22 protein-coding genes and 1 pseudogene are annotated in these 24,765 nt (G+C 70.3%); 7 read left to right on the top strand and 16 right to left on the bottom strand.

What is annotated here, in order from left to right:
• Nucleotides 1-208: 208 nt before the first annotated feature.
• From RB628_RS05470 to RB628_RS05520, 11 genes and pseudogenes are all read right to left on the bottom strand, one after another.
• Entirely contained in the window at nucleotides 209-1,132 is a 924-nt protein-coding gene (locus tag RB628_RS05470) for a YihY/virulence factor BrkB family protein (RefSeq protein WP_318319234.1), read from the bottom strand.
• 39 nt (nucleotides 1,133-1,171) lie between these two features.
• Nucleotides 1,172-1,750: a 2'-5' RNA ligase family protein gene (locus RB628_RS05475; RefSeq protein ID WP_318319128.1), complete on the bottom strand. Its 579-nt coding sequence runs from the start codon at nucleotides 1,748-1,750 to the stop codon at nucleotides 1,172-1,174.
• Nucleotides 1,751-1,950: 200 nt separating this feature from the next.
• Nucleotides 1,951-2,964 carry a tryptophan--tRNA ligase gene (gene trpS / locus RB628_RS05480; RefSeq protein WP_318319129.1) on the bottom strand — a complete coding sequence of 338 codons (1,014 nt, stop codon included), beginning with the start codon at nucleotides 2,962-2,964 and terminating at the stop codon, nucleotides 1,951-1,953.
• A gap of 446 nt (nucleotides 2,965-3,410) precedes the next feature.
• Entirely contained in the window at nucleotides 3,411-4,859 is a 1,449-nt protein-coding gene (locus RB628_RS05485; RefSeq protein WP_318319130.1) for a glycine hydroxymethyltransferase, read from the bottom strand.
• Nucleotides 4,860-5,390: 531 nt separating this feature from the next.
• Nucleotides 5,391-7,253, bottom strand: a complete 1,863-nt coding sequence (gene uppS, locus RB628_RS05490) for a polyprenyl diphosphate synthase (RefSeq protein WP_318319131.1) — start codon at nucleotides 7,251-7,253, stop codon at nucleotides 5,391-5,393.
• Nucleotides 7,254-7,268: 15 nt separating this feature from the next.
• On the bottom strand, nucleotides 7,269-8,138 hold the full coding sequence (locus tag RB628_RS05495; protein WP_318319132.1) for an ABC transporter permease: 870 nt from the start codon (nucleotides 8,136-8,138) through the stop codon (nucleotides 7,269-7,271).
• Nucleotides 8,135-8,740, bottom strand: coding sequence for an ABC transporter ATP-binding protein (locus RB628_RS05500; protein ID WP_318319133.1), 606 nt, complete (start codon nucleotides 8,738-8,740; stop codon nucleotides 8,135-8,137). The genes RB628_RS05495 and RB628_RS05500 overlap by 4 nt, the downstream gene beginning before the upstream one ends.
• A 276-nt stretch (nucleotides 8,741-9,016) precedes the next feature.
• Nucleotides 9,017-9,410 (bottom strand): annotated as a pseudogene (locus RB628_RS05505) (transposase); the annotation flags it as partial.
• Nucleotides 9,311-10,504, bottom strand: a complete 1,194-nt coding sequence (locus RB628_RS05510) for a glutathionylspermidine synthase family protein (RefSeq protein ID WP_318319134.1) — start codon at nucleotides 10,502-10,504, stop codon at nucleotides 9,311-9,313. The pseudogene RB628_RS05505 and the gene RB628_RS05510, both read right to left, overlap by 100 nt.
• Before the next feature lie 8 nt (nucleotides 10,505-10,512).
• A complete protein-coding gene (locus RB628_RS05515; RefSeq protein ID WP_318319135.1) occupies nucleotides 10,513-10,857 on the bottom strand; it encodes a hypothetical protein in 345 nt (114 codons plus the stop codon).
• Nucleotides 10,858-10,929: 72 nt separating this feature from the next.
• The gene (locus RB628_RS05520; protein WP_318319136.1) at nucleotides 10,930-11,625 is read right to left on the bottom strand and encodes a DUF3050 domain-containing protein; all 696 of its coding nucleotides are present in this window, start codon (nucleotides 11,623-11,625) and stop codon (nucleotides 10,930-10,932) included.
• 331 nt (nucleotides 11,626-11,956) lie between these two features.
• Here RB628_RS05520 and RB628_RS05525 point away from each other — a divergent pair, with 331 nt between their 5' ends.
• Genes RB628_RS05525 through RB628_RS05550 form a run of 6 tightly spaced genes read left to right on the top strand, consistent with a single transcriptional unit; the run spans nucleotide 11,957 to nucleotide 20,165 of the window.
• Entirely contained in the window at nucleotides 11,957-12,577 is a 621-nt protein-coding gene (locus RB628_RS05525) for an antibiotic biosynthesis monooxygenase (protein ID WP_318319137.1), read from the top strand.
• Between the two features lie 46 nt (nucleotides 12,578-12,623).
• A complete protein-coding gene (pabB, locus tag RB628_RS05530; protein WP_318319138.1) occupies nucleotides 12,624-14,873 on the top strand; it encodes an aminodeoxychorismate synthase component I in 2,250 nt (749 codons plus the stop codon).
• Nucleotides 14,870-16,453 (top strand): benzoate-CoA ligase family protein, encoded by a 1,584-nt coding sequence (locus RB628_RS05535; protein ID WP_318319139.1) that lies wholly within the window; start codon nucleotides 14,870-14,872, stop codon nucleotides 16,451-16,453. Before pabB ends, RB628_RS05535 begins: the two co-directional genes overlap by 4 nt.
• A gap of 49 nt (nucleotides 16,454-16,502) precedes the next feature.
• Entirely contained in the window at nucleotides 16,503-18,086 is a 1,584-nt protein-coding gene (locus RB628_RS05540; protein WP_318319140.1) for a class I adenylate-forming enzyme family protein, read from the top strand.
• Complete coding sequence (locus tag RB628_RS05545) at nucleotides 18,083-19,312, top strand: FAD-dependent monooxygenase (protein WP_318319141.1); 1,230 nt, start codon at nucleotides 18,083-18,085, stop codon at nucleotides 19,310-19,312. Before RB628_RS05540 ends, RB628_RS05545 begins: the two co-directional genes overlap by 4 nt.
• A gap of 25 nt (nucleotides 19,313-19,337) precedes the next feature.
• Complete coding sequence (locus tag RB628_RS05550; RefSeq protein WP_318319142.1) at nucleotides 19,338-20,165, top strand: aminotransferase class IV; 828 nt, start codon at nucleotides 19,338-19,340, stop codon at nucleotides 20,163-20,165.
• Nucleotides 20,166-20,248: 83 nt separating this feature from the next.
• Here the strand turns inward: RB628_RS05550 and RB628_RS05555 are convergent, their stop codons facing one another.
• Together RB628_RS05555 and RB628_RS05560 are read right to left on the bottom strand one after the other, a co-directional pair.
• Entirely contained in the window at nucleotides 20,249-20,740 is a 492-nt protein-coding gene (locus RB628_RS05555) for a carboxymuconolactone decarboxylase family protein (RefSeq protein ID WP_318319143.1), read from the bottom strand.
• A gap of 166 nt (nucleotides 20,741-20,906) precedes the next feature.
• Complete coding sequence (locus RB628_RS05560; RefSeq protein ID WP_318319144.1) at nucleotides 20,907-21,044, bottom strand: hypothetical protein; 138 nt, start codon at nucleotides 21,042-21,044, stop codon at nucleotides 20,907-20,909.
• Between the two features lie 18 nt (nucleotides 21,045-21,062).
• Between RB628_RS05560 and RB628_RS05565 the strand changes: the two genes are divergently transcribed.
• Nucleotides 21,063-21,272: a hypothetical protein gene (locus RB628_RS05565; protein WP_318319145.1), complete on the top strand. Its 210-nt coding sequence runs from the start codon at nucleotides 21,063-21,065 to the stop codon at nucleotides 21,270-21,272.
• A 113-nt stretch (nucleotides 21,273-21,385) separates the two neighbouring features.
• Here the strand turns inward: RB628_RS05565 and RB628_RS05570 are convergent, their stop codons facing one another.
• Genes RB628_RS05570 through RB628_RS05580 form a run of 3 tightly spaced genes read right to left on the bottom strand, consistent with a single transcriptional unit; the run spans nucleotide 21,386 to nucleotide 24,639 of the window.
• Entirely contained in the window at nucleotides 21,386-22,522 is a 1,137-nt protein-coding gene (locus RB628_RS05570; protein WP_318319146.1) for a hypothetical protein, read from the bottom strand.
• Between the two features lie 10 nt (nucleotides 22,523-22,532).
• Nucleotides 22,533-22,886, bottom strand: coding sequence for a hypothetical protein (locus tag RB628_RS05575; RefSeq protein WP_318319147.1), 354 nt, complete (start codon nucleotides 22,884-22,886; stop codon nucleotides 22,533-22,535).
• Complete coding sequence (locus RB628_RS05580; protein WP_318319148.1) at nucleotides 22,876-24,639, bottom strand: hypothetical protein; 1,764 nt, start codon at nucleotides 24,637-24,639, stop codon at nucleotides 22,876-22,878. Before RB628_RS05580 ends, RB628_RS05575 begins: the two co-directional genes overlap by 11 nt.
• Nucleotides 24,640-24,765: the final 126 nt, after the last annotated feature.

The following is a 24,765-nucleotide window of genomic DNA, read 5'->3' on the forward strand; positions in this document are numbered from 1 at the left end:
GACCCCCTACGGCCCTGAACGGGCCTCGTCCTCAAACGCCGGACGGGCTGAGGTACCCGGGCCTGGGCTGCAGATGCGATGGGAGCGGGCGGGCGGGAAAGAAGCCTGAGCGGAGCAAGCCCCTCGTCCTCCAACACCCGACGGACTGAGATACCTGAACCTCGGCTGCAGAAGCAGCAGGGGCAGGTGAGCGGGAAGGCACCTTGGCTCAAGGCGCCTTGCCCTCACCGGACGGAGGTGGGGAAGACGCTTCCGATGAAGCCGCCTCGTCCTCCAGCGCCGGATCCGCCGAAGGCGTTACCGTCCACGCCGCGCAGAACAGGACAAGTCTCGACGTGAAGTTGATCCACAGCAGCAGGGCCACGGGGACGCCGAACGCACCGTACATGCTCTTCCCCGCCACGTCCTGCATATAGCTGCTGAGGAGCAGCTTCAGCAGCTCGAAGCCGACCGATCCGATCAGCGCCGCGACGAACAGCCGGCGCCGGGTCGGTTCCACTCCGGGCAGCAGGGTGAGGACGTACAGGAGCAGCAGGAAGTCGCCGAGTACGGCGACGGCGAACGCGGCCAGGCGCAGCAGGACCGCACCCCAGCCGGCCTCGTCGATGCCGAGTGCCCGGGCCGTCCAGCCGACCGCGGCCGAGGCCACGGTGGACGCGGCGATCGTGACGAGGACGGCGCCGCCGAGCCCGACCAGCACCCCGGCGTCCTTGACCTTGCCCAGGACGGGGTTCCCCTCGTCCTCGGGGAGTTCCCACACCTCGCGCAGACACTCCCGCATCGAGCCGACCCAGTTGATGCCGGTGACCAGCAGCACGGCGCCCGCGATCACCCCGATCGCACCGGCGTTCTGGACCAGACCGTCGATGTTCAGCTGCTCGGAGATGCCGGGCACCTGCTCGGCGATCTTGTCCTCCAGCTCGTCCTGCCGTCCGGTGCTGAGCGTCGCGGCGGCGATCGCGGCGGCCACGGTGAGCAGCGGGAACAGGGCCACGAAGCTGACGAAGGTCATCGCCGCCGCGAGCCGCGACCACTTCACCCGGTCGAGACGCTCGTACGACCGCCACACGTGCGTGGCCATCAGGCGGACGACGAGCGGTCCGACGCCTGGGAGCTTCTTCAGCCAGTCCATAGTGAGCATGTACCCCGGAAACGCCGCACGGTGGCGGTTCTACCTGGTCGGAAGAGTGCCGCGCTCCACAGGGGCCGCCTGCGGCGGCACGATCGTCCCGCCGAAGGTGAACTCGCGCAGTTTGCGCCACACCTCGTCGGCCCCCCGCTCGGAGAGCGCGAAGCCGGTGCAGGGCCAGTCGGCCTCGTAGGCGGCGAGTTCCGCGAAGGCGCGGTCCATCGCCTCCTCGGCGATGCTGTGTGCGACCGTCACATGCGGGTGGTACGGGAACTGCAGATCGCGAGCCACCGGCCCGGAGGCGTCACGGACCTGCTTCTGCAGCCAGGTGCAGGCCTCCGCGCCCTCGACGATCCGGACGAACACGACGGGCGACACCGGCCGGAACGTGCCGGTCCCGGAGAGCCGTATCGGAAAGGGCCGGCCCGCGGCGGCCACTTCCACGAGGTGAGCCTCGATGGCGGGCAGCGCCGTCGAGTCGACCTCCGTGGGCGGCAACAGGGTGACATGGGTGGGGATGCCGTGAGCTGCGGCGTCACCGAAACCCGCACGCCACTCCTGGAGCAGGCTGCCGTGAGGCTCCGGAACCGAGATCGACACACCGATCGTTACGGTCCCCACTTCGTCTCCTGTTCGTCGTCTCGGTGTTGCTCGTCCTGGTGTTGCGTACAAGGGGTGTTGCGGGTGTCGCGCATACCGGTCGGCTATCGACTGTACGGCCACGGCGTGCCTGCGGGCAGGCGCAACCGTAGTGATGTGCAGCGCTCTGGTGCCGCGCCGTGCGCGCCGTGCGGTGTTACGGGTGCCGGTACGGATGTGGCTCAGTGCTTGGCGGGCAGGAAACCGACTCGCTCGTACGCCTGGGAGAGCGTCTCCGCGGCGACCGCCCGTGCCTTCTCCGCGCCCTTGGCCAGGATCGAGTCGAGTGTCTCCGGGTCGTCCAGATACTGCTGGGTGCGCTCCCGGAACGGCGTCACGAAGTCGACCACGACCTCGGCGAGGTCCACCTTGAGCGCACCGTAGCCCCTGCCGTCGTAATTCCGCTCAAGTTCGGCGATTTCCGTGCCGGTGAGGGTCGAGTAGATGCCGAGCAGATTACTGATGCCGGGCTTCTCCTGGGGGTCGAAGCGGATCACGGTGTCCGTGTCCGTGACCGCGCTCTTCACCTTCTTGGCGGTGGTCTTCGGCTCGTCGAGGAGGTTGATGAGGCCCTTGGGCGCCGACGCCGACTTGCTCATCTTGATCGACGGGTCCTGAAGGTCGTAGATCTTCGCCGTCTCCTTGAGGATGTACGGCTTCGGGATCGTGAAGGTCTCGCCGAAGCGGCTGTTGAAGCGCTCGGCGAGGTCGCGGGTCAGCTCGATGTGCTGGCGCTGGTCCTCGCCGACCGGCACCTCGTGCGCCTGGTAGAGCAGGATGTCGGCGACCTGGAGGATCGGGTACGTGAACAGCCCGACGCTCGCCCGGTCGGCACCCTGCTTGGCCGACTTGTCCTTGAACTGGGTCATCCGGGACGCCTCGCCGAAGCCGGTGAGGCAGTTCATGATCCAGGCGAGCTGGGCGTGCTCGGGGACATGGCTCTGCACGAACAGCGTGCAGCGGTCCGGGTCGAGCCCGGCGGCAAGCAGCTGGGCGGCGGCGAGCCGGGTGTTGGCGCGCAGGTCCGCGGGGTCCTGCGGAAGCGTGATCGCGTGCAGGTCGACGACCATGTAGAACGCGTCGTGGGACTCCTGGAGGGCCACCCACTGGCGGACGGCGCCGAGGTAGTTGCCGAGGTGGAACGAGCCGGCGGTCGGCTGGATTCCGGAGAGCACGCGGGGACGGTCAGAAGCCATGTTCACCATTCTCTCAGGTGTCGGGGCCCGGTCCGGTACGGGTACGGCCACGGGTCGACCACTGATCGGAAACAGAGCCGGACAAGTGAGACGAGGAACACGGTTCGGACGGCGGCGTACGGGGGGGGTGGGGCGGCGTACGGGTGGGTGTGCGGCCGGAGTGCGCGGGACACACGGGATACCCAGGACGCGTGAACTGGCGTCGGTGACCGGGGCGTTGTCCTTGCCCTCGTCCTTGCCCTTGTCCTTGCCCTCGCTCCGGGGCCGGCCTGAGCGGGAACGGTCTCGGCGGAGGCGTCCGCCACCGAGGACGGCCGTGGGGGTGGGGGTGAGGGTGGCGCTCGGTTCCGGGGGCGTGCCGCTGGTGCGCCGCGCGGCGGGCCGGCGCGAGGCCGGACCGCCGCGGGGGCCGCGACAGGAACTGATCGACTTGTAGTACCGGCAGGTCAGCCGAGGTCGATCTCGGGGTACAGCGGGAAGCCGGCCACCAGGTCGGTGGCGCGGCGGGAGATCTCGTCCGCGATCTTCGGGTCGAGGATGTGCTGGGCCTTGGAGGGGGCGCCCGACTTCGTGGTGCCGGGCTCGGTGGTGGTGAGGACGCGGTCGATGAGGCCGGCGACCTCGTCCATCTCGGCGGTGCCCAGGCCACGGGTGGTCAGCGCGGGCGTGCCGATGCGGATGCCGGAGGTGTACCAGGCGCCGTTCGGGTCGGCCGGGATGGCGTTGCGGTTGGTGACGATGCCCGAGTCCAGGAGCGCGGTCTCGGCCTGGCGGCCGGTGAGACCGTAGGAGGAGGCCACGTCGATCAGGTTGAGGTGGTTGTCGGTACCCCCGGTGACGAGGGTGGCGCCCCGGCTCATCAGCCCCTCGGCGAGTGCGCGGGAGTTGTCGACGATGCGCTGGGCGTAGTCCTGGAAGGCGGGCTGCCGGGCCTCGGCGAGCGCGACCGCCTTGGCGGCCATGACGTGCGGGAGGGGGCCGCCGAGGACCATCGGACAGCCGCGGTCGACCTGCTCCTTGAGGGAGTCGTCGCACAGGACCATGCCGCCGCGCGGGCCACGCAGCGACTTGTGGGTGGTCGTGGTGACGATCTGGGCGTGCGGCACCGGGTCGAAGTCGCCGGTCAGGACCTTGCCGGCGACCAGGCCCGCGAAGTGGGCCATGTCCACCATCAACGTCGCACCGACCTCGTCGGCGATCTCGCGCATGATCCGGAAGTTCACGAGCCGGGGGTAGGCGGAGTAGCCGGCGACGATGATGAGCGGCTTGAACTCGCGGGCGGACGTGCGCAGCGCCTCGTAGTCGATCAGACCCGTCGCCGGGTCCGTCCCGTACGACCGCTGGTCGAACATCTTGCCGGAGATGTTGGGGCGGAAGCCGTGGGTGAGATGGCCGCCGGCGTCCAGGGACATCCCGAGCATGCGCTGGTTGCCGAAGGCCTGGCGCAGCTCGGCCCAGTCGGCGTCGGAGAGGTCGTTGACCTGGCGGGCGCCGGCCTTCTCCAGGAACGGGACCTCGACGCGGTCGGCGAGTACGGACCAGAAGGCGACGAGGTTGGCGTCGATGCCGGAGTGCGGCTGGACGTAGGCGTGCCGGGCGCCGAAGAGCTCACGGGCGTGCTCGGCGGCGAGGGACTCGACGGTGTCGACGTTGCGGCAGCCGGCGTAGAAGCGGCGGCCGACGGTGCCCTCGGCGTACTTGTCGCTGAACCAGTTGCCCATGGCCAGCAGGGTGGCCGGGGAGGCGTAGTTCTCGGAGGCGATCAGCTTGAGCATCTCGCGCTGGTCGTGGACCTCCTGGCCGATGGCGTCGGCGACGCGCGGCTCGACGGCGCGGATCACGGCGAGGGCGCTGCGGAAGGCGGTGGATTCGGTGGAGAGGGGCTCGGCTGACATGGGGACCTCCGGACGTGGCGTTCGGCGTTCACGGCTCGGCCCAGGCGCACGGCACTCACTTGCGGACCCCGACAGCGGGTCCTGGGGCCGCTCCCCGATGGTCGGTCCCATCCCAGCGCGCCAGTCACGGCCCGCCGGTCACCCTACCGGGCGCCGCCGGAGGGAGAGACCTCTCCGTCCATCATGCGAGCGAGGACGGGTGCCGGCGAAGGCGCCGGTGGGCGGGGCGGGGTCGGGGTCGTGCCGGTGTCGATGGTGGTGTCCTCGCGTGACGTGCTCGGGGTGTTGCGGCCGGGCGGGCAGTTGACGGACCGGGGCGTACTGGCGACGGACGACGCCGACGGGCCGACGACGCTCCGGACCAGGCCGTGTCCGACAAAATGATCTCTGTGAAGCTTCGGTGGGCGCAGCTGACCTGGTGAAGCCTGCGTAGATCCCACTCGCCGACGAGATCATCAGGTCCTGCGCGACCCGCATACACACGACCGCTGCTTCCGGGGTGGGACAACGGACACTCCGAGCTGGAACGTGTCAGTGGCGGGGGGCAGGTTGGACTTGAGGTGACGGACGGTCGTTTTCGGGGGAGGCGAGCGGGTCGGGGGCGCCGCCGTGGCGGCGCCGGCGTCGGCTGTACTCGGTGATGGCCTGCCACAGGTCACGTCGGTCGTTGTCGGGCCAGTAGCCGGGAGTGAAGTACAGCTCCGCGTAGGTGGCGTGCCAGGGAAGGAAGTTGGAGGTGCGCTGTTCGTTGCCGGTGCGCCACAGGAGGTCGACGTCCGGCATGTCGGGGTGGGGCAGATGGCGGGCGAAGTCCTCTTCGTCGAGGAGGTGGGGGTCTACTTCGCCTTCCAGGGCTGCTTTGGCGAGTGCTGCGGCGGTCCGGGTGATCTCGTCGCGGCCTCCGTAGTTGATGCACACGGTGAGGGTCAGTCCGGTGCGGGTGCGGGTGCGGTGTTCTTCGCGCCTGAGGGCATGGACGAGGTCCTCAGGCAGTTTGTCGGGACGGCCCGACCAGCGCTGGCGCACGTCCAGATCACGGAGGGCACCTTCGTCGAGTTCGTGTTGGACTGCCCGCAGGATCGACGTGATCTCCTCTGTGCCGCGTTTCCAGTTCTCGGTGGAGAACGTGTAGAGGGTCAGGTGGCGCAGGCCGATTTCCAGGGCGCCGTAAACCATCTCGTACACGGCGCCGGTGCCGGCGTGGTGGCCTTCATGGCGGGGCAGGCCGCGCTGCTCGGCCCAGCGGCCGTTGCCGTCCATGATGACCGCCACGTGGGAGGGCATCTGGTCGGCGGCGATCCGCGGGGGACGGACGCCGTCGGGGTGTGGTGGCGGAAGCCGGAGCCCGGTGTCCTCGGCCGCCGGGCCCGGATCGCTCACGCCCACCGCGGGGGGCCGGGGAGCCGGCACGGTCAGGGGGGTCAGGCTCCAGGCCAGGGCCGAGCGGAGGCGGGCGGGGACCAGCACGCGGGTGCGTGCCGCGACGGAGGGGCGCGGGGGGCGTGTCAGCAGGGTGGGGCCGGCCGCTTCGATGGCGTCGAGTTGGGCGCGCATCAGGTCGGCCGCCGTGTCGAGCACGTTGGCGGCGCCCGGGTGCATTCCCCTCGTCATGGCGGGCCTGGTCACCCGCCTGCGGGCCAGGGTCGTCAGCTCGGCGACCAAGGCCGCCACGGCCGGACTCCAGCGGCCCTGGACGAGATCCGCCTCCGCGCCGGGGAAGCGTTCCAGCGTTTCCTGCGGCAGGAGGAGGAGGCCGTCGGCGAGGTCGGTGCTCAGGTCGGTGAGGATGTCGGTGAGCTGCGTGCCGTCGATGAACTGTTCGTAGTCGGCTTGCCGGTCCAGCCGTAGCGTCATCGGCGCGCCGGCCCGTTCGAGCAGCTGCCGTACTTGATCGACCCAGGGCACTAGTTCCTCGTTGCACCAGGCCCGCCACTCGGCCCAGTCGGTGAAGCGCAGACCGTGTGCTTCGTCCCGCGCCCTGGCCATCGCGCCCTGCAGGCTGGACAGGTCCAGACGCCACCGGCCCGCCGCGTCCACCAAGGCGTACCGGATCGGATCAGTGCTCGTGCCCACCGCCAGATCGTGCTTCAGCGCCCTGGTCCACGCCTCGACGCGGGCCGCACGCTGGGCCGGCTCCACATCTGGTTGGTCCACCAGGTCGTCAAGGACGCTGGCAGCCGCCCACAGGGCCCAGCACGCCGGGCGCAGTATGGCCGGCATCAGCTGAACGAGGGCGTAGATCCCGGGATCATGGTGCTGTGTGGTGCGGCGGCACAGGCGGTACGCCGCCCGTAGATCGGGATCCTCGCCCATCAGTGCACGGGGGGTGGCTCCGCGCCACGCGTGCGTGGCCGTGTCGAGGGGTGCGGAGGTGGGCTGCGGTTTCGTGCGCATCTCGGGACGTGGACCTCAGGGTGCTTCCGTGTCGGATACCGAAGCCGATGGCGCGGCAGCTCGGCGCGGCGCGGGAAGGGAGAAGCCGCCGTTCGGCGGCGCGGGCTCAGTGGGCTGTGCGTTTACGGGCAGGGTGCTGCGGGTGCTGCGGCGGAAGCCCACCAGGGCGATCAGGGCCGCTCCCGCGAACCAGGTGAGCTGGATGGCCAGATGGCGCGGCACCGGGTTGGTGGAGAATCCCGCCGCCGTGCTGGCCTGCACGGCTCCGTAGGAGGGCAGGTAGCGCATGACCGGGTTGTCGGCCCCGGAGCTCGTGACCGGGTTCTGCAACGCGAGGTCGATGATGCTGGTCATCACGATGGCGAACATGCCCTCGACCTCCCGGTGAAGCACCGAGCCGAAGCCGACGCCGAGGGCGCCGTAGGTGAGCCCGGCGCAGAACAGCGCGGCGGCGAGCAGCAGAGGCTGCCGGGGTGTCCACGCCAGGCAGGTGACCGCGGTGGCGTAGGCGGCGACCGCGGCCGAGATCAGAGCCAGGGCGGTGACCTTGGCCAGGACGAGGTGGGCGGCGGGATAGCCGGCCATCGCCAGTCGGCGGTCGAAGCGGACGCCGGAGAAGGTGGCGGCGAACATCATGAAACCGGTGATCAGGGTGACCGCGTTGAGTGCGCCGCTGATCTCGGTGAGTTCGTTGCCGTGGGGCGCAAGCGTCTCCCCGGTGGCGCGCAGCCGCATGTGTGCTGGGGTGTCGGGCATCGCCAGGTAGGCCAGAGTCGTCCACAGGGGGACGAACAGGGTCACGAGGACCATGGCGAACCGGTTGCGGCCGTGCTCGGTCAGCGCGAATCCGGTGGCCAGCGCGAACCGGGTCAGGTGAAACCTCACGCGGTCACTGCCTGGTCCGGGCGGAGGAGCCCGCCGTCCAGACGCCACAACTCGTCCAGGCGCTCGGTGTCGTACGCCAGGTGGGAGACGACCAGGACCGAACGTCCCGCATCACGCAGCCGCGCAGCGAGATCCCAGAATCGCTGGTAGGTGTCCCAGTCGAACCCCTGATACGGCTCGTCCAACAACAGCACCTGGGGATCGTGCATCAGCGCCAGCGTCACGTTCAGCTTCTGCCGCGTCCCACCGCTGAGAATCCCGGCCCGCTCATCGGCGTAACCGGCGAACCCCAGCACGTCCATCACCTGCTCGGCGTACCGCAGATCGGTCAGACGGTAGGCCCTCTGGAAGAACCTCAAGTGCTGCCGGACCGTCAGCGCGTCGTTGAGGACCACGTGCTGCGGGCAGTAGCCGAACCGGCCGCCATGACGGACAGTGCCACGTGAGGGCCGCAACTCGCCGGAAAGAATCCTCAGCAGAGTTGATTTGCCGGCGCCGTTCTCCCCGACGATCCCACACAACGTCCCTGCCCGAAGCCGTATGTCGACGCCCCGCAGGACCACACGCCGACGGTAGGCATGATGCACATCACTGACCTCCACGCCCGCCTCCCCCCTATACCCCCTGGACCAATCACGAACGGATTTCCCAACGATCACGGCGCGGAGAAGATACGGGCCCCACGCCGATAACCCGAAGCCGGCGGGCCGTTGGCGTGTGACCGGGAGTGCACCACCTCGGCCGCCTTGCCGCCGGGACTGAGCGCCCTGCAGATCTGGCGCCTTCCGGGCTGCTGACCGTATGACTGGCCCAGAACGCGACAGAGCACACAAGAAGCTGTCAACACCTCGCTGCCAATATCAGAGTTGGGCGCAGTCAGCTGCCATACCTGGCGGATCGTCCAGTTCGTCCCCCGGCGCCGCCTCCCCTTACGGGCACCGGCGGCGTGCTGATGGGCCCTGTTGATCGTGGAGTCGACCGGCACCGTCCACTCCAACGCTCCGACGGAGTCGTCCCGGACCTGGACCTGCTCAAGCAGGCGAACCCACGTGCCGTCCGCCTCGCAGCGAGCGAGCCGCTCATACACGTCGGCCAGGGCCCACAGCCGTCCGGCAGGTCACGCCACGGGGCACCCGTCCGCAACCGCCTTGACACCCCGTTGAGAAGCCCTGCTAGAGGATGACGTGGGGCAGGAAGCGGGCGTACCCGTCCGTGACCGGGCCGGAGGACTCCCGGATGCCGAGCCCCGCCGACTCGTCCTGCACGACCCATGCACCCAGGACGACGCGGTTGCCGTCGAAGTCGGGCAGGGGCGCCAACTCCTGGTAGCAGCAGGGGTCTTCGACGTCGGGTGGGGCGAGGGCGGTGCCCGGCTCGTGAATCGTCACGCCCGCGCCCTCCCGGCCCAGCAGCGGCTTGGCCACGTAACCGGTGGTGTGTGCCAGTTCCCGTGGGCCGTCCAGGTAGGAGGGGAGGAGGTTCGGGTGGTCCGGGTAGAGCTCCCAGAGGATGGCGAGAAGGGCCTTGTTGCTGAGCAGCATCTTCCAGGCGGGCTCGATCCACAGCGTCGTGCCCGTGCCGCCACCGTTGTCCAGGGTGTCGAGGACGTGGCCGGAGAACTGGTCGGTGGTGAGCCATTCCCAGGGGTAGAGCTTGAAGCAGGCGCGCATGAACCGGAGTTGGTTGTCGACGAAGCGGCCGGAGAGCGGGTCCCAGCCGATCTCCTCCATGGCGAGCCAGTCGGTGTCGAGGCCCGCCTGTTCCGCGGTCTCCTTCAGATACGCGACGGTCATCAGGTCCTCGCCGAGCTCGTCGGCGGCGGAGTGCGCGAAGTGGAGGGGGCTGCCGGGCGGGAGGAGGGCGGCCTGTTTCTGCCAGGCGGCGACCAGGCGTTCGTGGAGGGAGTTCCACTGGTCGGCGCCCGGGAAGCGGTCCTCCATCCAGAACCACTGGGGAGAGGCGGCCTCGACGAGGGAGGTAGGGGTGTCGGCGTTGTATTCGAGGAGCTTCGCGGGCCCCGTGACGCCGTCGTAGCGGAGGTCGAAACGCCCGTAGACGGAGGGGAGTTCGGTCCGACGGTGCCAGGCCTCGGCGACCGCTGCCACGATGCGCGGGTCGGTGATGCCCAGGTCGGCGAAACGGTTCGCGGTGACGATGTGGTCGGCCGCGGCCAGACACATACCGTGGAGTTCCTCGACGACCTCCTCCAGCGACTCCACCTCCGGGAGCGAGAAGACGTAGTACGCGCTCTCGTCCCAGTAGGGGCGCAGGGTGTCGTCGGGGTGGCGGGTGAGCGGGTAGATGAGCCCCTGTTCCTCGACGGTCTGCTGCCAGCCGGGGCGGGGCTCGATCGTGCGGCGCCGCATGGCGGGGCTCAGCCGCCCGAGCTGCTGTCGCCACCGCCGAAGCCGCCGCGGTGGACGCCGGTGCTGTCGCTGCCGGAACTGCCGGAGCCCTTGCCGGACTTGGTGAAGGAACCGCCCTTCACCCAGCCGGACTTCTTCTTGCCGCCGTAGTAGTGGGCGCCGTCGACGGTCGTGACGGTCTTGCAGTTCTTCTCGGCGACGACCTTGTAACCCTTGGCGGCGTTGTAGCTGTCGCGGTCGACGCAGCGCTTGTCGGGGTCGTCCGAGGAGCATGCGGTGAGGGCGGCGGCGAGGAGACCCATGCCGCCGAGTACGACGGTGCCGGAGCGTAGTTGTCTGCGTGCGTCAGCCATGTTCGTGTCTCCCCGTTGGTGTTTCGCCCGGCTTGAAGTGCGCTCAGTTTAAAGATCGTCTAAGGACGTCGTTCACCTGGCCCCCTGCTCCTCCCGCCCGCCTGGAGTCGCTTTGCGCTCTTTGGAATGGTGTGCGCGCTCGCCGCGGCGCTCTGCTTCGGCACGGCAACGTGTTGCGGGCGATGGCCGCGCGAGCGGAGGCCGGTGCCGGGGGTCTTGTTGGGGGTGGGGGGTGGGAGGTAGGAGGGTGGTCCGGGGGGCGGTGTCGGTGGCCGTCCCCGGCGGGGGCCGAGGTGGGGATCTCGGTGGCGGCCCGGGTAGCGGTCCCGGCGGGGGCCGTGCGCGTTGGTCGAACATGTCCGGAATGAGGTCCTCCCGGGAGAACGCGAACGCCGCGGCCCGGCAGTGCAGCGGCCGCTCGCCGATGATCTCGAACGTCGTGCGGCCGAACTCGGCCGCGGGACCGGAGACTTGGGCGACACGCAGCGCCGAGCTCACCTCACGCCCCTCCCCCACCAGAGCGACGAACGTGTCGATACGGGAGGTGTCCGCCGCCGCCTCGCCCATGCCGGCCCCGTACAGCTCGAAGTGGCTGGTGAAGCCGCCGTTCAGTTCGTCGCCCTCCTCCACGAGCACGACGTCGTTGATGAGCCGCCGGCTCACCTCCGACCCCCGCGGCACCCAGGGGGCGTCGACACAGGTCAGCTCCCTCTGCAGCGACTTGAGCAGGGACATGAAATCCCACACCGCAAACACATGATGTTCCATGAACGTCCCCATGTGCGCTCTGGTGTTTGTCCGCTGGTAAATCGGATGGCGGTCACTTCTTTCCGCTCCGGTTCGATCACGGACCGCGCCCGCTCGATTCCTTCGCGGGTCATATCCCAGTCGCACCTGGACACGAAATCTCCCCCCACTCGGCTCGAACGGCGATCGTGCAGCTTTGCCACTCCTCCCGGCAAGCCCTTTCCTGAATTCCGGAAAAGTTACCCCGAAGTATCACCGGAGAGAATGCAGCAAGCCGCCCCAAAAGGCGATAAAAAGTTATCTTCCGGACATCGAGGCGGAGGTTTCGAAAATCTTCGTTGAATATTTGAGCGTGATCGGTTTCGGCTGCGTATACGACGTCGTGACCAGGAATCCCGTCACCACCACGGTGGCGTATCAAGTGATCCCGGGCCGCGAGACCGAGTTCCACTCCTGGGGGTGGGCCGTGCTGCGTGCGACTGCGCGCGAGCCCGGATTTCTGGGGGGTGGTGTGCTTGTCGACGGAGAGGCGGAGTGGCATGTGGTCTACCGCTTCGACAGTGAGAGTTCGGCCCTGGCCTGGGAGAACTCGGCCCTCTGGGCGCAGTGGGTGGCCAAGGCGCAGGGGCTGGCCCGGGAGACCGGGCGCCGGCGTGTCGAGGGCTCCAGGACATGGTTCGGCGCCCAGACGGAGACACCGACGGCCGCCCCCACCCCGCCGCGCCCGCCCGACAAGTGGAAACTCTGGTTCGTGAACATGAGCGCGGTATTTCCACCCGTGCTCATATTCAATCTGACCGTCCTTCCTTATCTGGGCGGCCTCAATTCGCTCATTCGCACTCTGCTGCTGTGCCTGTCCGTGACGGCACTCGTCACCTATATCCTCATGCCGCGCCTTCAGCGTTTCTTCAAGAGGTGGCTGTATCCACCGCTCCAGGCACTCCGTGGACGGCACAAACGGCGAACCGCATGAACGGCTGCATGAACGGCCGCATGAACGATGCAAGGGAGGTGGGCGGGTGAAGACCCTGCTCATCGACAATTACGACTCGTACACGTACAACCTGTTCCAGCTGATCGCCGAGGTCAACGGCGAGGAGCCGACGGTGATCCGTAACGACACACTGACCAGCAGAATTGACAGCCTGCTGGAATTCGCCAAGTTCGACAACGTCGTCGTTTCTCCCGGGCCCGGGCATCCGGCCGCCCCCCGCGACTTCGGGATCAGCGCACGTGTACTCGCCGAGTCCGGGATACCCGTACTCGGCGTCTGCCTCGGTCACCAGGGGATCGCGCTCGGCGAGCGGGGCCGGATCGTGCCCGCCCCCGAGCCCCGTCATGGGCATCTCTCCACGATCCGCCACGACGAGCAGGACCTCTTCAAGGGGCTCCCGCAGAACTTCACCGCCGTCCGCTACCACTCCCTCTCCGTGCGCGAGCCGCTGCCGGACACCCTCCAGGCCACCGCCTGGGCCGAGGACGGCGTCCTGATGGGGCTGCGGCACCGTACGCGGCCCCTGTGGGGAGTGCAGTTCCACCCGGAGTCCGTCCTCACCGAGTACGGCCGCCGCATGCTCATGAACTTCCGCAACCTCACGGCGGAACGCGCCCGCAAGCTCCGTACGAAGAACACCGCCGTCACCCGCACCGCGGCGGCGATGCCCGAGTCCTTCTCCCCACCGCGCACCCCCCTGTCCCCCCGCACGGCCCGCATCCCGGCCCAGCGCCGCTCCTCCCTGCAGCGCCCCACCCACCGTCTCCACACCCGCCGGATCGCCACCGCCGTGGACACGGAGGCCGCGTTCGGCCGGATGTACGCCGGCTCGCCGCGCGCGTTCTGGCTGGACAGTTCGCAGGTCGAGGAGGGCCGGTCGCGGTTCTCGTTCCTCGGGGACGGGTCCGGTCCGCTCGCCGAGTTCGTGCGGTACGACGTCACGAGCGGCGTCTGCGAGATCGAGCGGGACGGACGGCCCCCGCGCAAGGTGAGGGCGAGCGTCTTCGACTATCTGAAACGACAGTTGACGAACCGTCATGTCGACGCCACAGGGCTGCCCTTCGACTTCACCGGCGGATACGTCGGCTACTTCGGGTACGAGACGAAGGCCGACTGCGGCCCCTCGCACCAGGACCCCGAACACCCCGGTCGGTCCGGCCGCCCCAACGTCCATCAGTCCCAAACCCCCGACTCCTGCTGGCTGTTCGCCGACCGGCTGATCGCGGTGGACCACCAGGAGGGCTACACGTACGCGGTCTGTGTCGCCGAGGACACCCCGCAGGCCACGCTGGAGGCCGCCGACTGGCTCGACAGCGCGCTCGCCCAGCTCAGCTTCGTGTCCGGACAGCAGCCGCCGATGCCCGTACCGGCCGCCGAACCGGACCCCGAGGCCGCCGAACCGTGGCTGGTGCGCGACCGGGCCACCTATCTCGCCGACATCGAGGCCTGCCGACGGGAGTTGACGGCCGGCACGAGTTACGAGGTCTGTCTGACCAACGCGGCCCGGATGCCCGCCCCGCCGGACGCGTACGACTTCTACCGGGTCCTGCGCCGCGTCAACCCGGCACCGTACGCGGCCTTCCTGCGGTTCGGGGACCTCGACGTGGCCGGTTCCTCCCCCGAGCGGTTCCTGCGGATCACCCGCGACGGCATGGCCGAGGCCAGACCCATCAAGGGCACCGCCCCGCGGGGCGACGCTCCGGAGGAGGACGACCGCCTCCGGGACTCGCTCGCCGCCGACGCGAAGACGCGCGCCGAGAACCTGATGATCGTCGACCTGCTCCGCAACGACCTCGGCCAGGTCTGCCGCACCGGCACGGTACGCGTCTCCCGGCTGATGGTCGCCGAGACGTACGCCACCGTGCACCAGCTCGTCTCCTACGTCGAGGGACGGCTGCGCGAGGGCACCGACGCGGTGGACTGCGTCCGCGCCTGCTTCCCCGGCGGCTCCATGACCGGCGCGCCCAAGCTCCGCACGATGGAGATCATCGACTCGCTGGAGACCGAGGCCCGGGGCGTGTACTCCGGCGCCCTCGGCTACCTGGGATGCAGCGGCGGCGCGGATCTCAGCATCGTCATCCGCACCGCCGTGATCGCCGACGGTGAGATGCAGCTGGGCGCGGGCGGCGCGATCGTCCTCGCCTCGGACCCGGCCGCGGAGTACGACGAGATGCTGCTGAAGACAGCCGCGCAGATGCGGGCCTACGAGGAGTACCAGCAGCGGTACAAGCAGTCCTCGTCCCTGTCGGCCGCCACCGAGGAGGCCGCCCGATGACGACCCACCCGGCCACGACCGCTCCCCCCGCGCCCGCCCCCGCCGACGCCGACGCCCCCGGCAACCTCGCGGCCCATCTCGCCGCCCTCGCCGAGCGGCGCGGCTGGACCGGCCGGGCCGCCTTCCACCAGAGCCACCAGGGCCACCGGTCCTGGACACACGGCGAGGTACACGAGCTGGCCGCCCGTACGGCGACGGTGCTCGCCCGGCACGGTGTACGCGCCGGCGACCGCGTGCTCCTCGCGCTGCCCGACGGCATCGCCTGGGTGACCGCCTTCCTCGCCACCGCCCGGCTCGGTGCCGTCACCGTCCTGGTCAACCCCGAACTCCCGCCCGCCGAGCACGCGTTCATGACCGAGGACGCCGACGCCGTGCTGTGCGTGACCGGACCCTGGCTGGAGGAGAGCGAGGGCGAGGGACAACAGGGACGCTTCGCGGGGCGGCCCCTCCTCGGCGCCGATCAGCTCGCCGCTCTCGCCCCCACCGCCGAACCGGCCACCACGGCCCACCCGGTGGACGCGCACACGCCCCTCTACGTGCAGTACACCTCCGGAACCACCGGACGCCCCAAGGGGGTTGTGCACTGTCACGGCGACCCGAAGACCTACCACGACCTCATCGGGCGCCGGTTGCTGCGGATCACCGAGGACGACGTCACCCTCTCCGTCTCGAAGCTGTACTTCGCCTACGGCTTCGGCAACGCCTTCGTCTTCCCGCTCTTCTCCGGCTCGTCGGCCGTCCTGGTGGACCGGCGTCCGACCCCGGCCGCCGTCGACGAACTCGTCGCCCGGCACCGGGTGACGCTGCTCTACTCCGTGCCGTCCGCGTACGCCGCCCTGGTCGCCGACCGGGGCAACGGTCACCAGGCCTGCTTCGCCTCCGTACGGGCCGCCGTGTCGGCCGGCGAGGGCATGCCGGCCGGGCTCGGGCAGCAGGTCGGCGAGCTGCTCGGCGCGCCGGTGCTGGAACAGATCGGCTCGACGGAGGCCGGGCACGCCTTCTGCGCCAACGGCTTCGACCACAACCACCCCGGTACGGTCGGCCGTCCCGTCCCCGGTTTCGAGGTCGAGCTGCGTGACCGCGCGGGCGGCCCGTTACCCGGCGCCGACGAGGGCGCCGAGGGTGAACTCTGGGTGCGTGGGCCCACGGTGACGAGTGGCTACCTCAACCGGCCTGAGGAGACGGCCCGTTCACTGGTCGGCGGCTGGCTGGCCACCCGGGACCGGGCGGTCCGTGAACCGGACGGCACCTACCGGCATCTGGGCCGCGCCGACGACATGGAGATGGTCGGCGGCATCACGGTCTCGCCGCTGGAGGTGGAGGCCGTACTGCGCACCCATCCGGCGGTGCGGGAGGTCGCCGTCGCCGCACTCACCGACGAGCGGGGCTTCAGCAGGCTGCGTGCCTTCGTCGTGCCCGTGGGGCCGGCCCGGGCGGGCCTGGAGACCGAACTCATCGAGCTGGCCCGTGCCCGGCTCGCCGCCTTCAAGGCCCCCCGGAACGTCAGCTTCGTCCCGTCTCTGCCCCGCACCTCGACCGGGAAACTCCGCCGCCATCTCGTCCGCCAGGGCGCCTGGTGACCACCGTAGCCACCGCAACCCCCGCCGTACATCCGAAGGGAACGGGCGCATGCCACAGCAGCAGCCCCTGCTCGCCGACCGCGGTTTCTATCTGGGCCCCGTCTTCCGGCGGGCCGCCGACCGCCACGGAGCCGTCCTCGTCACCCTGGACCGGCCGCTCGACGTCAGCCCGGATCTCGGAGTCGACCTCAGCTATTCCCAACTGGCCGCTCTGGTCGAGGAGTTGTCGGCCCGGCTGTGGGCGGCCGGGGTACGGCCCTCGGAGCAGGTGGTGGTCCACAAGACGGACAACGTCGACATCGTGCTGCTGGCCTGTGCCGTCTCCCGTATCGGCGCGGTCCCCGTGCTCCTGTCCTCCGGCCTCGCCGGACCGGTCGTCGGCCAACTGCTGGCCCGTCTGCACCGCCCCTGGCTGCTCACCGACAGCGCCAAACTCACGGGCCCGCTGGCAGAGTTGGACCTCGCTCCGCTCGTCCGCAGGACCCTCTCCGTCGCGGCCGACACCGCCGACGCACCCGGCGCCGAACCCCTGGCGATGTACGCCGGCGCCGAGCCCGCCGCGCCCGTCCGCCTCCATCCCCGTGAACCGGCTCTGATCACCCACAGCTCGGGCACCACCGGCGTCCCCAAACTCGCCGTGCACTGCGCGAACACCATGTGGAACCGTCTCGTACCGCAGCAGGCGATGGGCTGGCCCACGCGTGGGGAGACGGCCGCGCTGCACATGTCCTTCGTGCACTCGCGCTTCTACCATCTCCTCGGCGTTCTCCTGCACTTCGGCAGCCCGCTGCTCCTGATCACCGACCCGTCCCCGGCAGCCGTGGGCCCGCTGCTCGCCCGCCATCGCCCGGGCATCGTCGAGACCCACCCCAACACCTTTGTTCTGTGGGAGGAGTTGGCGGACGCGCCGGGCCAACCACTCGCGCGCGTACGGTCGTACGGGTCGACGTTCGACGCGATCCACCCGCGGACCGTCCGGCGGCTGCTGGGCGCCTCGAAGCGCCGCGGCGCCTGGCTGATCCAGCTGTACGGGCAGAGCGAGACCGGGCCCGTCGCCTTCCAGTGGTTCACCCGGCGCAGTGCCGCGAAGGCGGACGGCCGCCGGGTCGGGATCGGGATACCCGGCTTCACCCGGGTCCGGGTCACGGACGACAGCGGGCGGCCCGCCGCACCGGGAAGGCCGGGCCGTATCGAGGCCCGTACGCGCGGGCGCATCCTCACCTACCTCGGGGCGCGCGAGCAGTATCTGCGCCAGCTCGACGGCGGCGGGTGGTGGCAGATGGGCGACATGGGGTACCGGAGCAGGCTCGGCGCGCTGCATCTCATCGACCGCGAGATCGACCAGATCGACTCCGTGCACAGCAATCTGGAGGTCGAGGACACGCTGATGGACCGGCTGGAGGAGTTGCGCGAGGTGGTCATCGTGGCGGGCGCCGACCGCGAGCCGGTGCCCGTGGTCTGCGTACGGGACGAGATGCCGCTGGACCCGGACCGCTGGCGGCAGGCGACCGCCGGTCTGCCGGCGATGGCCGAGCCCCGGCAGTGGCGGTTCGAGGAACTGCCGATGACGGCGACGTGGAAGGTGAGACGGGTGGAGATCACCCGCATGCTGGCCGAGGGCGCACGCGCATGACCACCCCGGAACAGGTGTCGGAGCAGGTGCTGGTGGTCGGCGCCGGTCCCGTCGGTCTCTCCGCCGCCCTCGGTCTGCGCGCCCGTGGGCTGCCCGTCGTCGTCCTGGAGGCGGACCCCGAAGGCCGTGAACGCCCGGGCAGCCGCGCCCTGTTCGTGCACCGCGAGACCCTGCGTCTGCTGGACGCAATGCGCCCGGGTCTGGCCGCCGAGTTCGCGTCGTACGGACGTACGTGGCACACCCGGCGCACGCTGTACCGAGGCCGCGAGGTGTACTCCCGCACCTTCCCCGCGCCGCCGAACCCGTCGACGGCCACCCCGCCCTTCACCAGCCTGCGCCAGGTGGACACCGAGCGCTTCCTGCGCGCCGCCTGCCGGGACGCGGGCGTCCGGTTCGCGTGGGGCGTACGCGTGACGGGCGTACGGTCCTCGCCGACCGGCGTCACCCTCACCGACTCCGACGGCGGCGTCTGGCACGGCACCCATGTGGTCGCCGCCGACGGCGCCCGCTCGGCGGTCCGGGCGGAGCTGGGGATCACCATGGAGGGCACGCGCTCGGAGGGGTTCCATGTGGTCGTGGACGTCGCCGACCTCCCCGGCGCCGAACTTCCCCTGGAGCGCGTCTTCCACTACGAACACCCGGGCCTGGGCGGCCGCAGCGTGATGCGGGTGCCCTTCACCGGCGGTTTCCAGGTCGACCTCCAGTGCCGCGACGACGACCGCCAGGAGGCGTACGGCACGGAGGAGGCCGTCCGGGAATGGCTGCCGGCGGTGCTGGGAGCCGAGTCGGCGTACGGGGAGCAGATCCTGTGGGTGTCGACGTACCGCTTCCTGCGCAAGGTCGCTGACACGTTCACCGATCCACACCGGCGGGTGCTGCTCGTCGGGGAGGCGGCGCACCTGTTCCCGCCGTTCGGGGCGCGCGGCATGAACAGCGGGATCGCGGACGCGGCGGCAGCGGCGGAGGCGATCGCGGCGGTGGCCAGGACGGGGCTGGTGGGTGCGGTCGCCGAGTTCGCCGAGGTACGCCACGCGGCGGCCGTGTTCAACAGCGCCGCCGCCGGGAACGCGCTGGACCACCTGCGGCCACGGCGCCGGATCGTCCGGGCCAAGCAGCGCGCCGCGGCGGCCCTGGCGCCGGTCCTGCCGTGGTGCGGATCGTGGCTGGAGCACGCGCCGTACGGACCCCGCACCGGGGCACCTGCGGCGGCCGGCCGCAAGTACTGACCGAGGCACCAGGAGAGAGCACTTGATGACGCATCCAGCAACACAAGCAGCGGCGGCGGAAGGGCTGTTGGCGTGGTCGCCGCGCCGGGGCCTGACGGGCCCGGACTCAGGTGGCCGTGTGCCGACGATCGGTGAGCGGCTGGTGGTCGCCGACTCGTGGCTGCTGCGCGACGGCCGGGTACGCGGTCTCGGCCGGCACCGGGAACGCTTCCTGCGCGCCTGTGGTGACTCCGGAGGTCCGTCGCTGCGCCACCTGGTGGACTTCTGGCGGGACGTGACGACCGCGCTGCCGCGTACCGGGGAGTGGTTTCCGCGGGTCGAACTGGGTTCCGAGTCCAGGGAGTTGAGGCTTCTCCTGCGCCACGCACCGCCGCTGGGCGCGGGCGTACGGGTCTGGGCGACAGGCCAGTTGGACCCACGCACCGTCCCCCGCCGCAAGGGCCCCGACCTGGACCTCCTGGCCCGGGTCCGGCAACGGGCGTGCGCCGCGGGTGCGGACGAGGCGGTGCTGGTCGCGCCCTCGGGCGTGGTCCTGGAGGGCGCTACCACCAGCGTCCTGTGGTGGGAGGACGACACCCTGTGTCTGCCCTCCCCGCAACTCCCCGTCCTGGCCGGCGTCACCGTCGCCCTCATCCAGGAACGCGCCCAGCGCGGCGGCATCCGCGTCGCCCAGCGCGAGCGCGCCCTCGCCGACCTGGACGGCCGCGAGGTGTGGCTGGTGAACGCCCTGCACGGAATTCGGCCGGTGACGGAGTGGACGGGCGCGGCAAGACCCCTTTTGCGGGCGGGTCCCGCGCCACGGGCCACAGAATGGCGACCATGGCTGGAGAGCCTCATGGAGCCACTGGAGTAAGCGAACAAACGAACAAGCGAAAGACGCGCCGGGCCGAATTGAATTCGACCCGGTGCGCCCCCTGCTGCCCAAATTCGGCGAATTCAGCCATTCTTCGGGGTGGGCTGATAGGCCCCCGGCGCCATTCGCGTGGCGATGGCGATCCGGTTGTACGCGTTGATGACAGTGGCCGCCCAGATCAGCGCGGCGACCTGCGCCTCGTCGAAGACGCCGGCGGCCTCGGCGTAGACGGCGTCCGGGACCTGCCCGTCGTGCACCAGGGTCACTGCCTCGGTCAACGCCAGTGCGGCGCGCTCCCGTTCGGTGAAAAAGGGGGTCTCCCGCCAGGCGTTCAGGGCGTAGATCCGCTGCTCGGTCTCGCCCTGGGCGCGGGCGTCCTTGGTGTGCATGTCGAGGCAGAACGCACAGCCGTTGAGCTGGGAGGCGCGAATCCGGATCAGTTCCAGGAGTTCGGGTTCGACCTTGGCGTCCCGCGCCGCGGAAACGGCGGCAGCGTGCAGAGCACCCATCGAGGCGGAAACATCGGGGGTGGTTTTCTTGAGGGCGACTCGGGATATGGGCTCACTGATGGTCATGGGATTACTGTATACGCTGAATAGAACTCCGGGACCAGAAATCTGGCGGAAAACGACGGAAACGGAATAGGAGCCGACGTGACAGAGCACAGCGGCACTGCAAACTCCGGTTCGGCGGTCCGGTCCTGGACGATCGTGTACGGCACGTATCGAAACACCCGGCTGGTCATACGCCGTGGTCCCGTCGCTGATGGGAGCGGAGCAGTACGTTCGCGTCCCTCTCCACGCTCCAGTCGAACCCGGCGCGGGCGGTGGCGCGTCGGGAGCCGAGTTCGGCGCACTCCGCGCAGCCGGGGACCGGCACCGGCGGGCGGCGCACCTCGTGGCTCGGACCGTTCACCGGTTCCGCCGGTTGCGTACGGCCTGGTCGTTCACCGCCCGCACCTTGGCGCTCAGCCGCTCGGCGGGAGTCGCGGGGCGTACGTCCGCCGGGGCCGCCTACCGGCGCGCGGCGGTGGAGCAGGCCGGCGAGTCCACGACGGACGAACTTGGACCACCGGCCCCCTTGCTGGCGCGCCTGTACCCGCAGTAGTCGGAACTCGTCCGGGCGGTGGACGTAACCAGGCCCTGTCCTTCAGTCGGCATGTCTGCACGTCGACGGACGGTTCGGGGCCGGAGTCGGAGGGGCGCGGGCCCTCACCGAATTCAGGGGGTCTGAAGTGTGGAATCCTGTGGAATCGCCGCCGCGCAGGCGCCGAGGGGCGGGCAGAACCAGTCCAACGCCGTGGTCAGGAGCTCCAGTTCGTCGTCGCGGCCGTCCGAGTCCGGGCCGTACGCGGCGATCGCGTAGATGTTGCTGTCCGAGGCCACGAAACGCTCGTCGTAGACGTGCCAGGTGCCGACTTCGGGTTCGCCCCGTATCGAGTCGGCCAGATACTCAAGCCGAGATCCGGTGAAGGTGCCGTCGTCGAGGGTTTCCCTGCGGATCTCCGTGAAACCGGGGGCCTTCGGGGTCTCGTCCGAGAGAAACAGGTCGAACGACTCGGCCGGTGACGGCTCCGACACCTGGTACACCTGGATCCGGTGAGTGCGGTCCGGACTGCGGTAGTTGACCACGGAGATGCCGTACGAGGAGTCCGCCGTGGTGCGCGTCCACCCCTCGGGGAACGCGATCCGGAAGCCCTCCCGGTCCTCGTACAACGCGTAGCCGACGGGCGGTTCGGAAACGGCCGCGGAGGGCGAGGCCGTGCCCACGGTGGGCGACTCGGTCACCTCCGTCGGCTCCGACGTCACCGGCGTCGGGGACGTCGTGGATGTCGTCGTTTCGTGGGCCGCGGTCGACCGGTCGTCCTTGTCGTCGTCCCCGGGGCGGACCACGAAGGTCAGCACCAGACTCACGGCGACAGCGACGACGGCGGCCCCGATCAGCACGGACCACATGAGCCGCCGTCTCGGGCCACCGGTGCCGACGGGCTTGGCGGGCTGACCGGCGGGCGGCCAGGACGCGTTCGGCTCCCCGGCGAAAGGACCGCCGCCGTCCGTCGCGGCCTCTCCGACAGCCGTCGCTGGCCAGACGCTCTGCGCAGCGGCCCCCGGCCACCCGACGGACGCGGACCCCTCAGGCGCCTCGGCCGGCCCCGATACGAGCGGCAGCGTCTCCGCAGCGACCGGATCGGCGGTCGGCGGCCCGGAGGCCGGCGCGTCCGCCCCCGCTGCCCCCGGGCCGGTCGGCAGGAAGTTCGGCCGAGGTGGTGGCGGCGGAGTCGTCGGAGCGGCGTTACGGCTCTCGGCGTCCTCCCAGCGCTGTGTCTCCTCGTTCCAGTACCGCGGTCCCCCGCTCATCGTGTCCCCCTCACAGCCCCAGGAGGCCCGCCACGGCCCCGGCCGAGGCGAGCACGCTCAGCAGGGTCTGGGAGTCGGTGAGCAGCTCCCGCAGTCTTTCCCGGCGCGACGGAGCCGCCCGGCCGGTGCGGGTGATCTCCTCCTCCGTCTCCGCCAGGGCCGCGCGCAGTGCGTCCGTCTCCTCGCCGGCGCGCACCCTGCTCAGGTCGGCGCGCAGCTCGCGTACCGCCTTCAGCAGTTCCTCGGCGGCCTCGTCACGCTGGGGAGCCGTGCCGTGGTGGGCGACGGCACGCGCGTGGCTGCCGATGGCGAAGGTGCTGTGCGAGACATCGCCGATACTGACGTTCGGTTCTTCAGTGGCCATCGGTGCCGGATCCTGTCTGCGGCGCGGCGCCGCCGGTCGTGGAGGAGGCGGAGGCGTGACTGCCGACAGCGAAGGTGCTGTTGTCGACCCGGGCGATGTTCGTCACGTCTCCGTTGTTGTTGATGTTGGTGATCTTCTGCATGAACTCACCGGTCTGGTAACCGGATTCGGCCAGCGCGACCCGCACCCCGTTCGCCACCCGGTCCTGCACGTTCTTGAGGTAGCGCAGGACGTCCATCTCCTGGAAGTCGGACCCGAGGGGTACGGAGCCCAGCTCCCGCACGGACAGGCCCGGCCCGTCGGGCAGCGCCCCGGCGTAGCCGCCGGTCAGCAGCCGCCAGACGTACAGCAGGCCCTTGCCGAGCGTGACGAGTGAGCGGGCCACGGAGCCGGGGACCTGGGCGACGGCCCAGGCCGCCTTGCCGAGCGCGTTGTTGTTGAGGTAGCGGTGGGCGGCGCGGTCGGCGTTCTTGAAGTCCTCCCGCACCGGCGTCAGCACGTGCGGGGCCACCTCCAGGGTGAGCATGCGGCCCTGGGTGTGGATACGCACGAACACCGTGACGACCAGCTCCTCCTCCCAGCCGCCGACGCGGATGCGCAGGAAGTGCCGTCTCTTCTCGGCGCCCTCCTCGACCGCACGCGCCCGGTGCTCCTCGAAGGCCTGCGGGTGGTACGGCGCCTCCTCGCGTCGCCCGATCCCCTCGGCGGGCAGGAACACGCACTCGTCGATCTCCAGCCGGCGCAGCCGGTCGCGCCCGAGCTGACCGGCGTACTCGGCGGGCAGCCGCAGCTGTTCGATCAGCGGCCGGATCTTCTCCAGGACGACGCGGTTGCCGAGCGGCTGCTGCTTCTTCATCTCGTCGGGCCGCAGCTCCACGGCGAGGACCCACGTCTGGTAGGCCGCGCCGGCCCCTCGGAACGGCCGTGCCTCGTTGTACATGATCAACGGCGCGTGCTGTTCGAGCCGGATGCGGTCCTTCAGCCGCTGGAACCGCTGTCCCTCGGCCTGCTCGGCCGGGTCCGAGGCGGCGTCCGGGAAGCGCTGCGGTGACAGTTCCGCGGCCAGCGCCCTGGCGAACTGGCCGCGCTGCGCGGCCACGCACAACGCGATCAGGGCCAACATCACGAACGTGGCCCAGGCCTGCCAGAGGCCGATCAGTTCGCTGACACTGTCGCCGGACGGCACCAGTACGTCGGTCGCGCTGGGCGAGTCGGAGAAGCCGTCGCCGTACAGGCCGGAGTCGGACGAACCGTAGGAAGAACTGCTCGCCGACTCGTCGTCCAGGACGCCGAACGCGACGGCCGCCGTAAGGAACAGCAGCACCGCGAACAGGACCCGGCCCCACCAGCGGAGCAGAAAGGCGGGCACCCGCCGGTACAGGGGCGGGTACGCGTCACGGCCCCGGATCCAGGACGCGACGGCGATGTACGCGATGGGGAACAGGAAGAGGGTCAGCAGACCTCCGGTCAGCGCCGCGCCGATCACCCACAGGCCCAGGATCGCCCCGGCCCACATCAGCTCCTGGCGTCTGGCCCGCAGGGCGTGCGCGAGGACACGGGCCGCGTCGAAGCCGAGCGAGGGCGCCACGATCCGCTGTTCGTTGAGGTGCAGTTCCTCGATGACCCGGTCGCGGTATCCGGAGTCCAGGTAGGTACCCGCGCACAGCAGCCGGGTGGCCTCACTGGCGTGCGGCGGTGCGGGCGGGGCGCCTGGTGTCGGCTGTGGTTGCTGCGGCACGTACGCGGTACTCACGCGACTCCCCCGATGCGTGTAACGACCCTTACCAGAGGGCCAGTTGACAGCCCATCAGTATAGAGGGACGGACTGATCCGGGGACAGCGGATTGTCAGGGCCGACGGCCGTGCTCACGGAGGCGGA

Source organism: Streptomyces sp. ADMS, from assembly GCF_033441795.1.
Taxonomy (GTDB): domain Bacteria; phylum Actinomycetota; class Actinomycetes; order Streptomycetales; family Streptomycetaceae; genus Streptomyces.

Coding starts and splice junctions, on each gene's coding strand:
- trpS (WP_318319129.1), bottom strand. CDS start 2,964: ATGGCTTCTGACCGTCCCCGCGTGCTCTCCGGAATCCAGCCGACCGCC.
- RB628_RS05510 (WP_318319134.1), bottom strand. CDS start 10,504: ATGCGGCGCCGCACGATCGAGCCCCGCCCCGGCTGGCAGCAGACCGTC.
- RB628_RS05520 (WP_318319136.1), bottom strand. CDS start 11,625: ATGGAACATCATGTGTTTGCGGTGTGGGATTTCATGTCCCTGCTCAAG.
- RB628_RS05555 (WP_318319143.1), bottom strand. CDS start 20,740: ATGACCATCAGTGAGCCCATATCCCGAGTCGCCCTCAAGAAAACCACC.
- RB628_RS05485 (WP_318319130.1), bottom strand. CDS start 4,859: ATGTCAGCCGAGCCCCTCTCCACCGAATCCACCGCCTTCCGCAGCGCC.
- RB628_RS05570 (WP_318319146.1), bottom strand. CDS start 22,522: ATGAGCGGGGGACCGCGGTACTGGAACGAGGAGACACAGCGCTGGGAG.
- uppS (WP_318319131.1), bottom strand. CDS start 7,253: ATGCGCACGAAACCGCAGCCCACCTCCGCACCCCTCGACACGGCCACG.
- RB628_RS05540 (WP_318319140.1), top strand. CDS start 16,503: ATGCCACAGCAGCAGCCCCTGCTCGCCGACCGCGGTTTCTATCTGGGC.
- RB628_RS05550 (WP_318319142.1), top strand. CDS start 19,338: ATGACGCATCCAGCAACACAAGCAGCGGCGGCGGAAGGGCTGTTGGCG.
- RB628_RS05545 (WP_318319141.1), top strand. CDS start 18,083: ATGACCACCCCGGAACAGGTGTCGGAGCAGGTGCTGGTGGTCGGCGCC.
- RB628_RS05515 (WP_318319135.1), bottom strand. CDS start 10,857: ATGGCTGACGCACGCAGACAACTACGCTCCGGCACCGTCGTACTCGGC.
- RB628_RS05575 (WP_318319147.1), bottom strand. CDS start 22,886: ATGGCCACTGAAGAACCGAACGTCAGTATCGGCGATGTCTCGCACAGC.
- RB628_RS05470 (WP_318319234.1), bottom strand. CDS start 1,132: ATGGACTGGCTGAAGAAGCTCCCAGGCGTCGGACCGCTCGTCGTCCGC.
- RB628_RS05535 (WP_318319139.1), top strand. CDS start 14,870: ATGACGACCCACCCGGCCACGACCGCTCCCCCCGCGCCCGCCCCCGCC.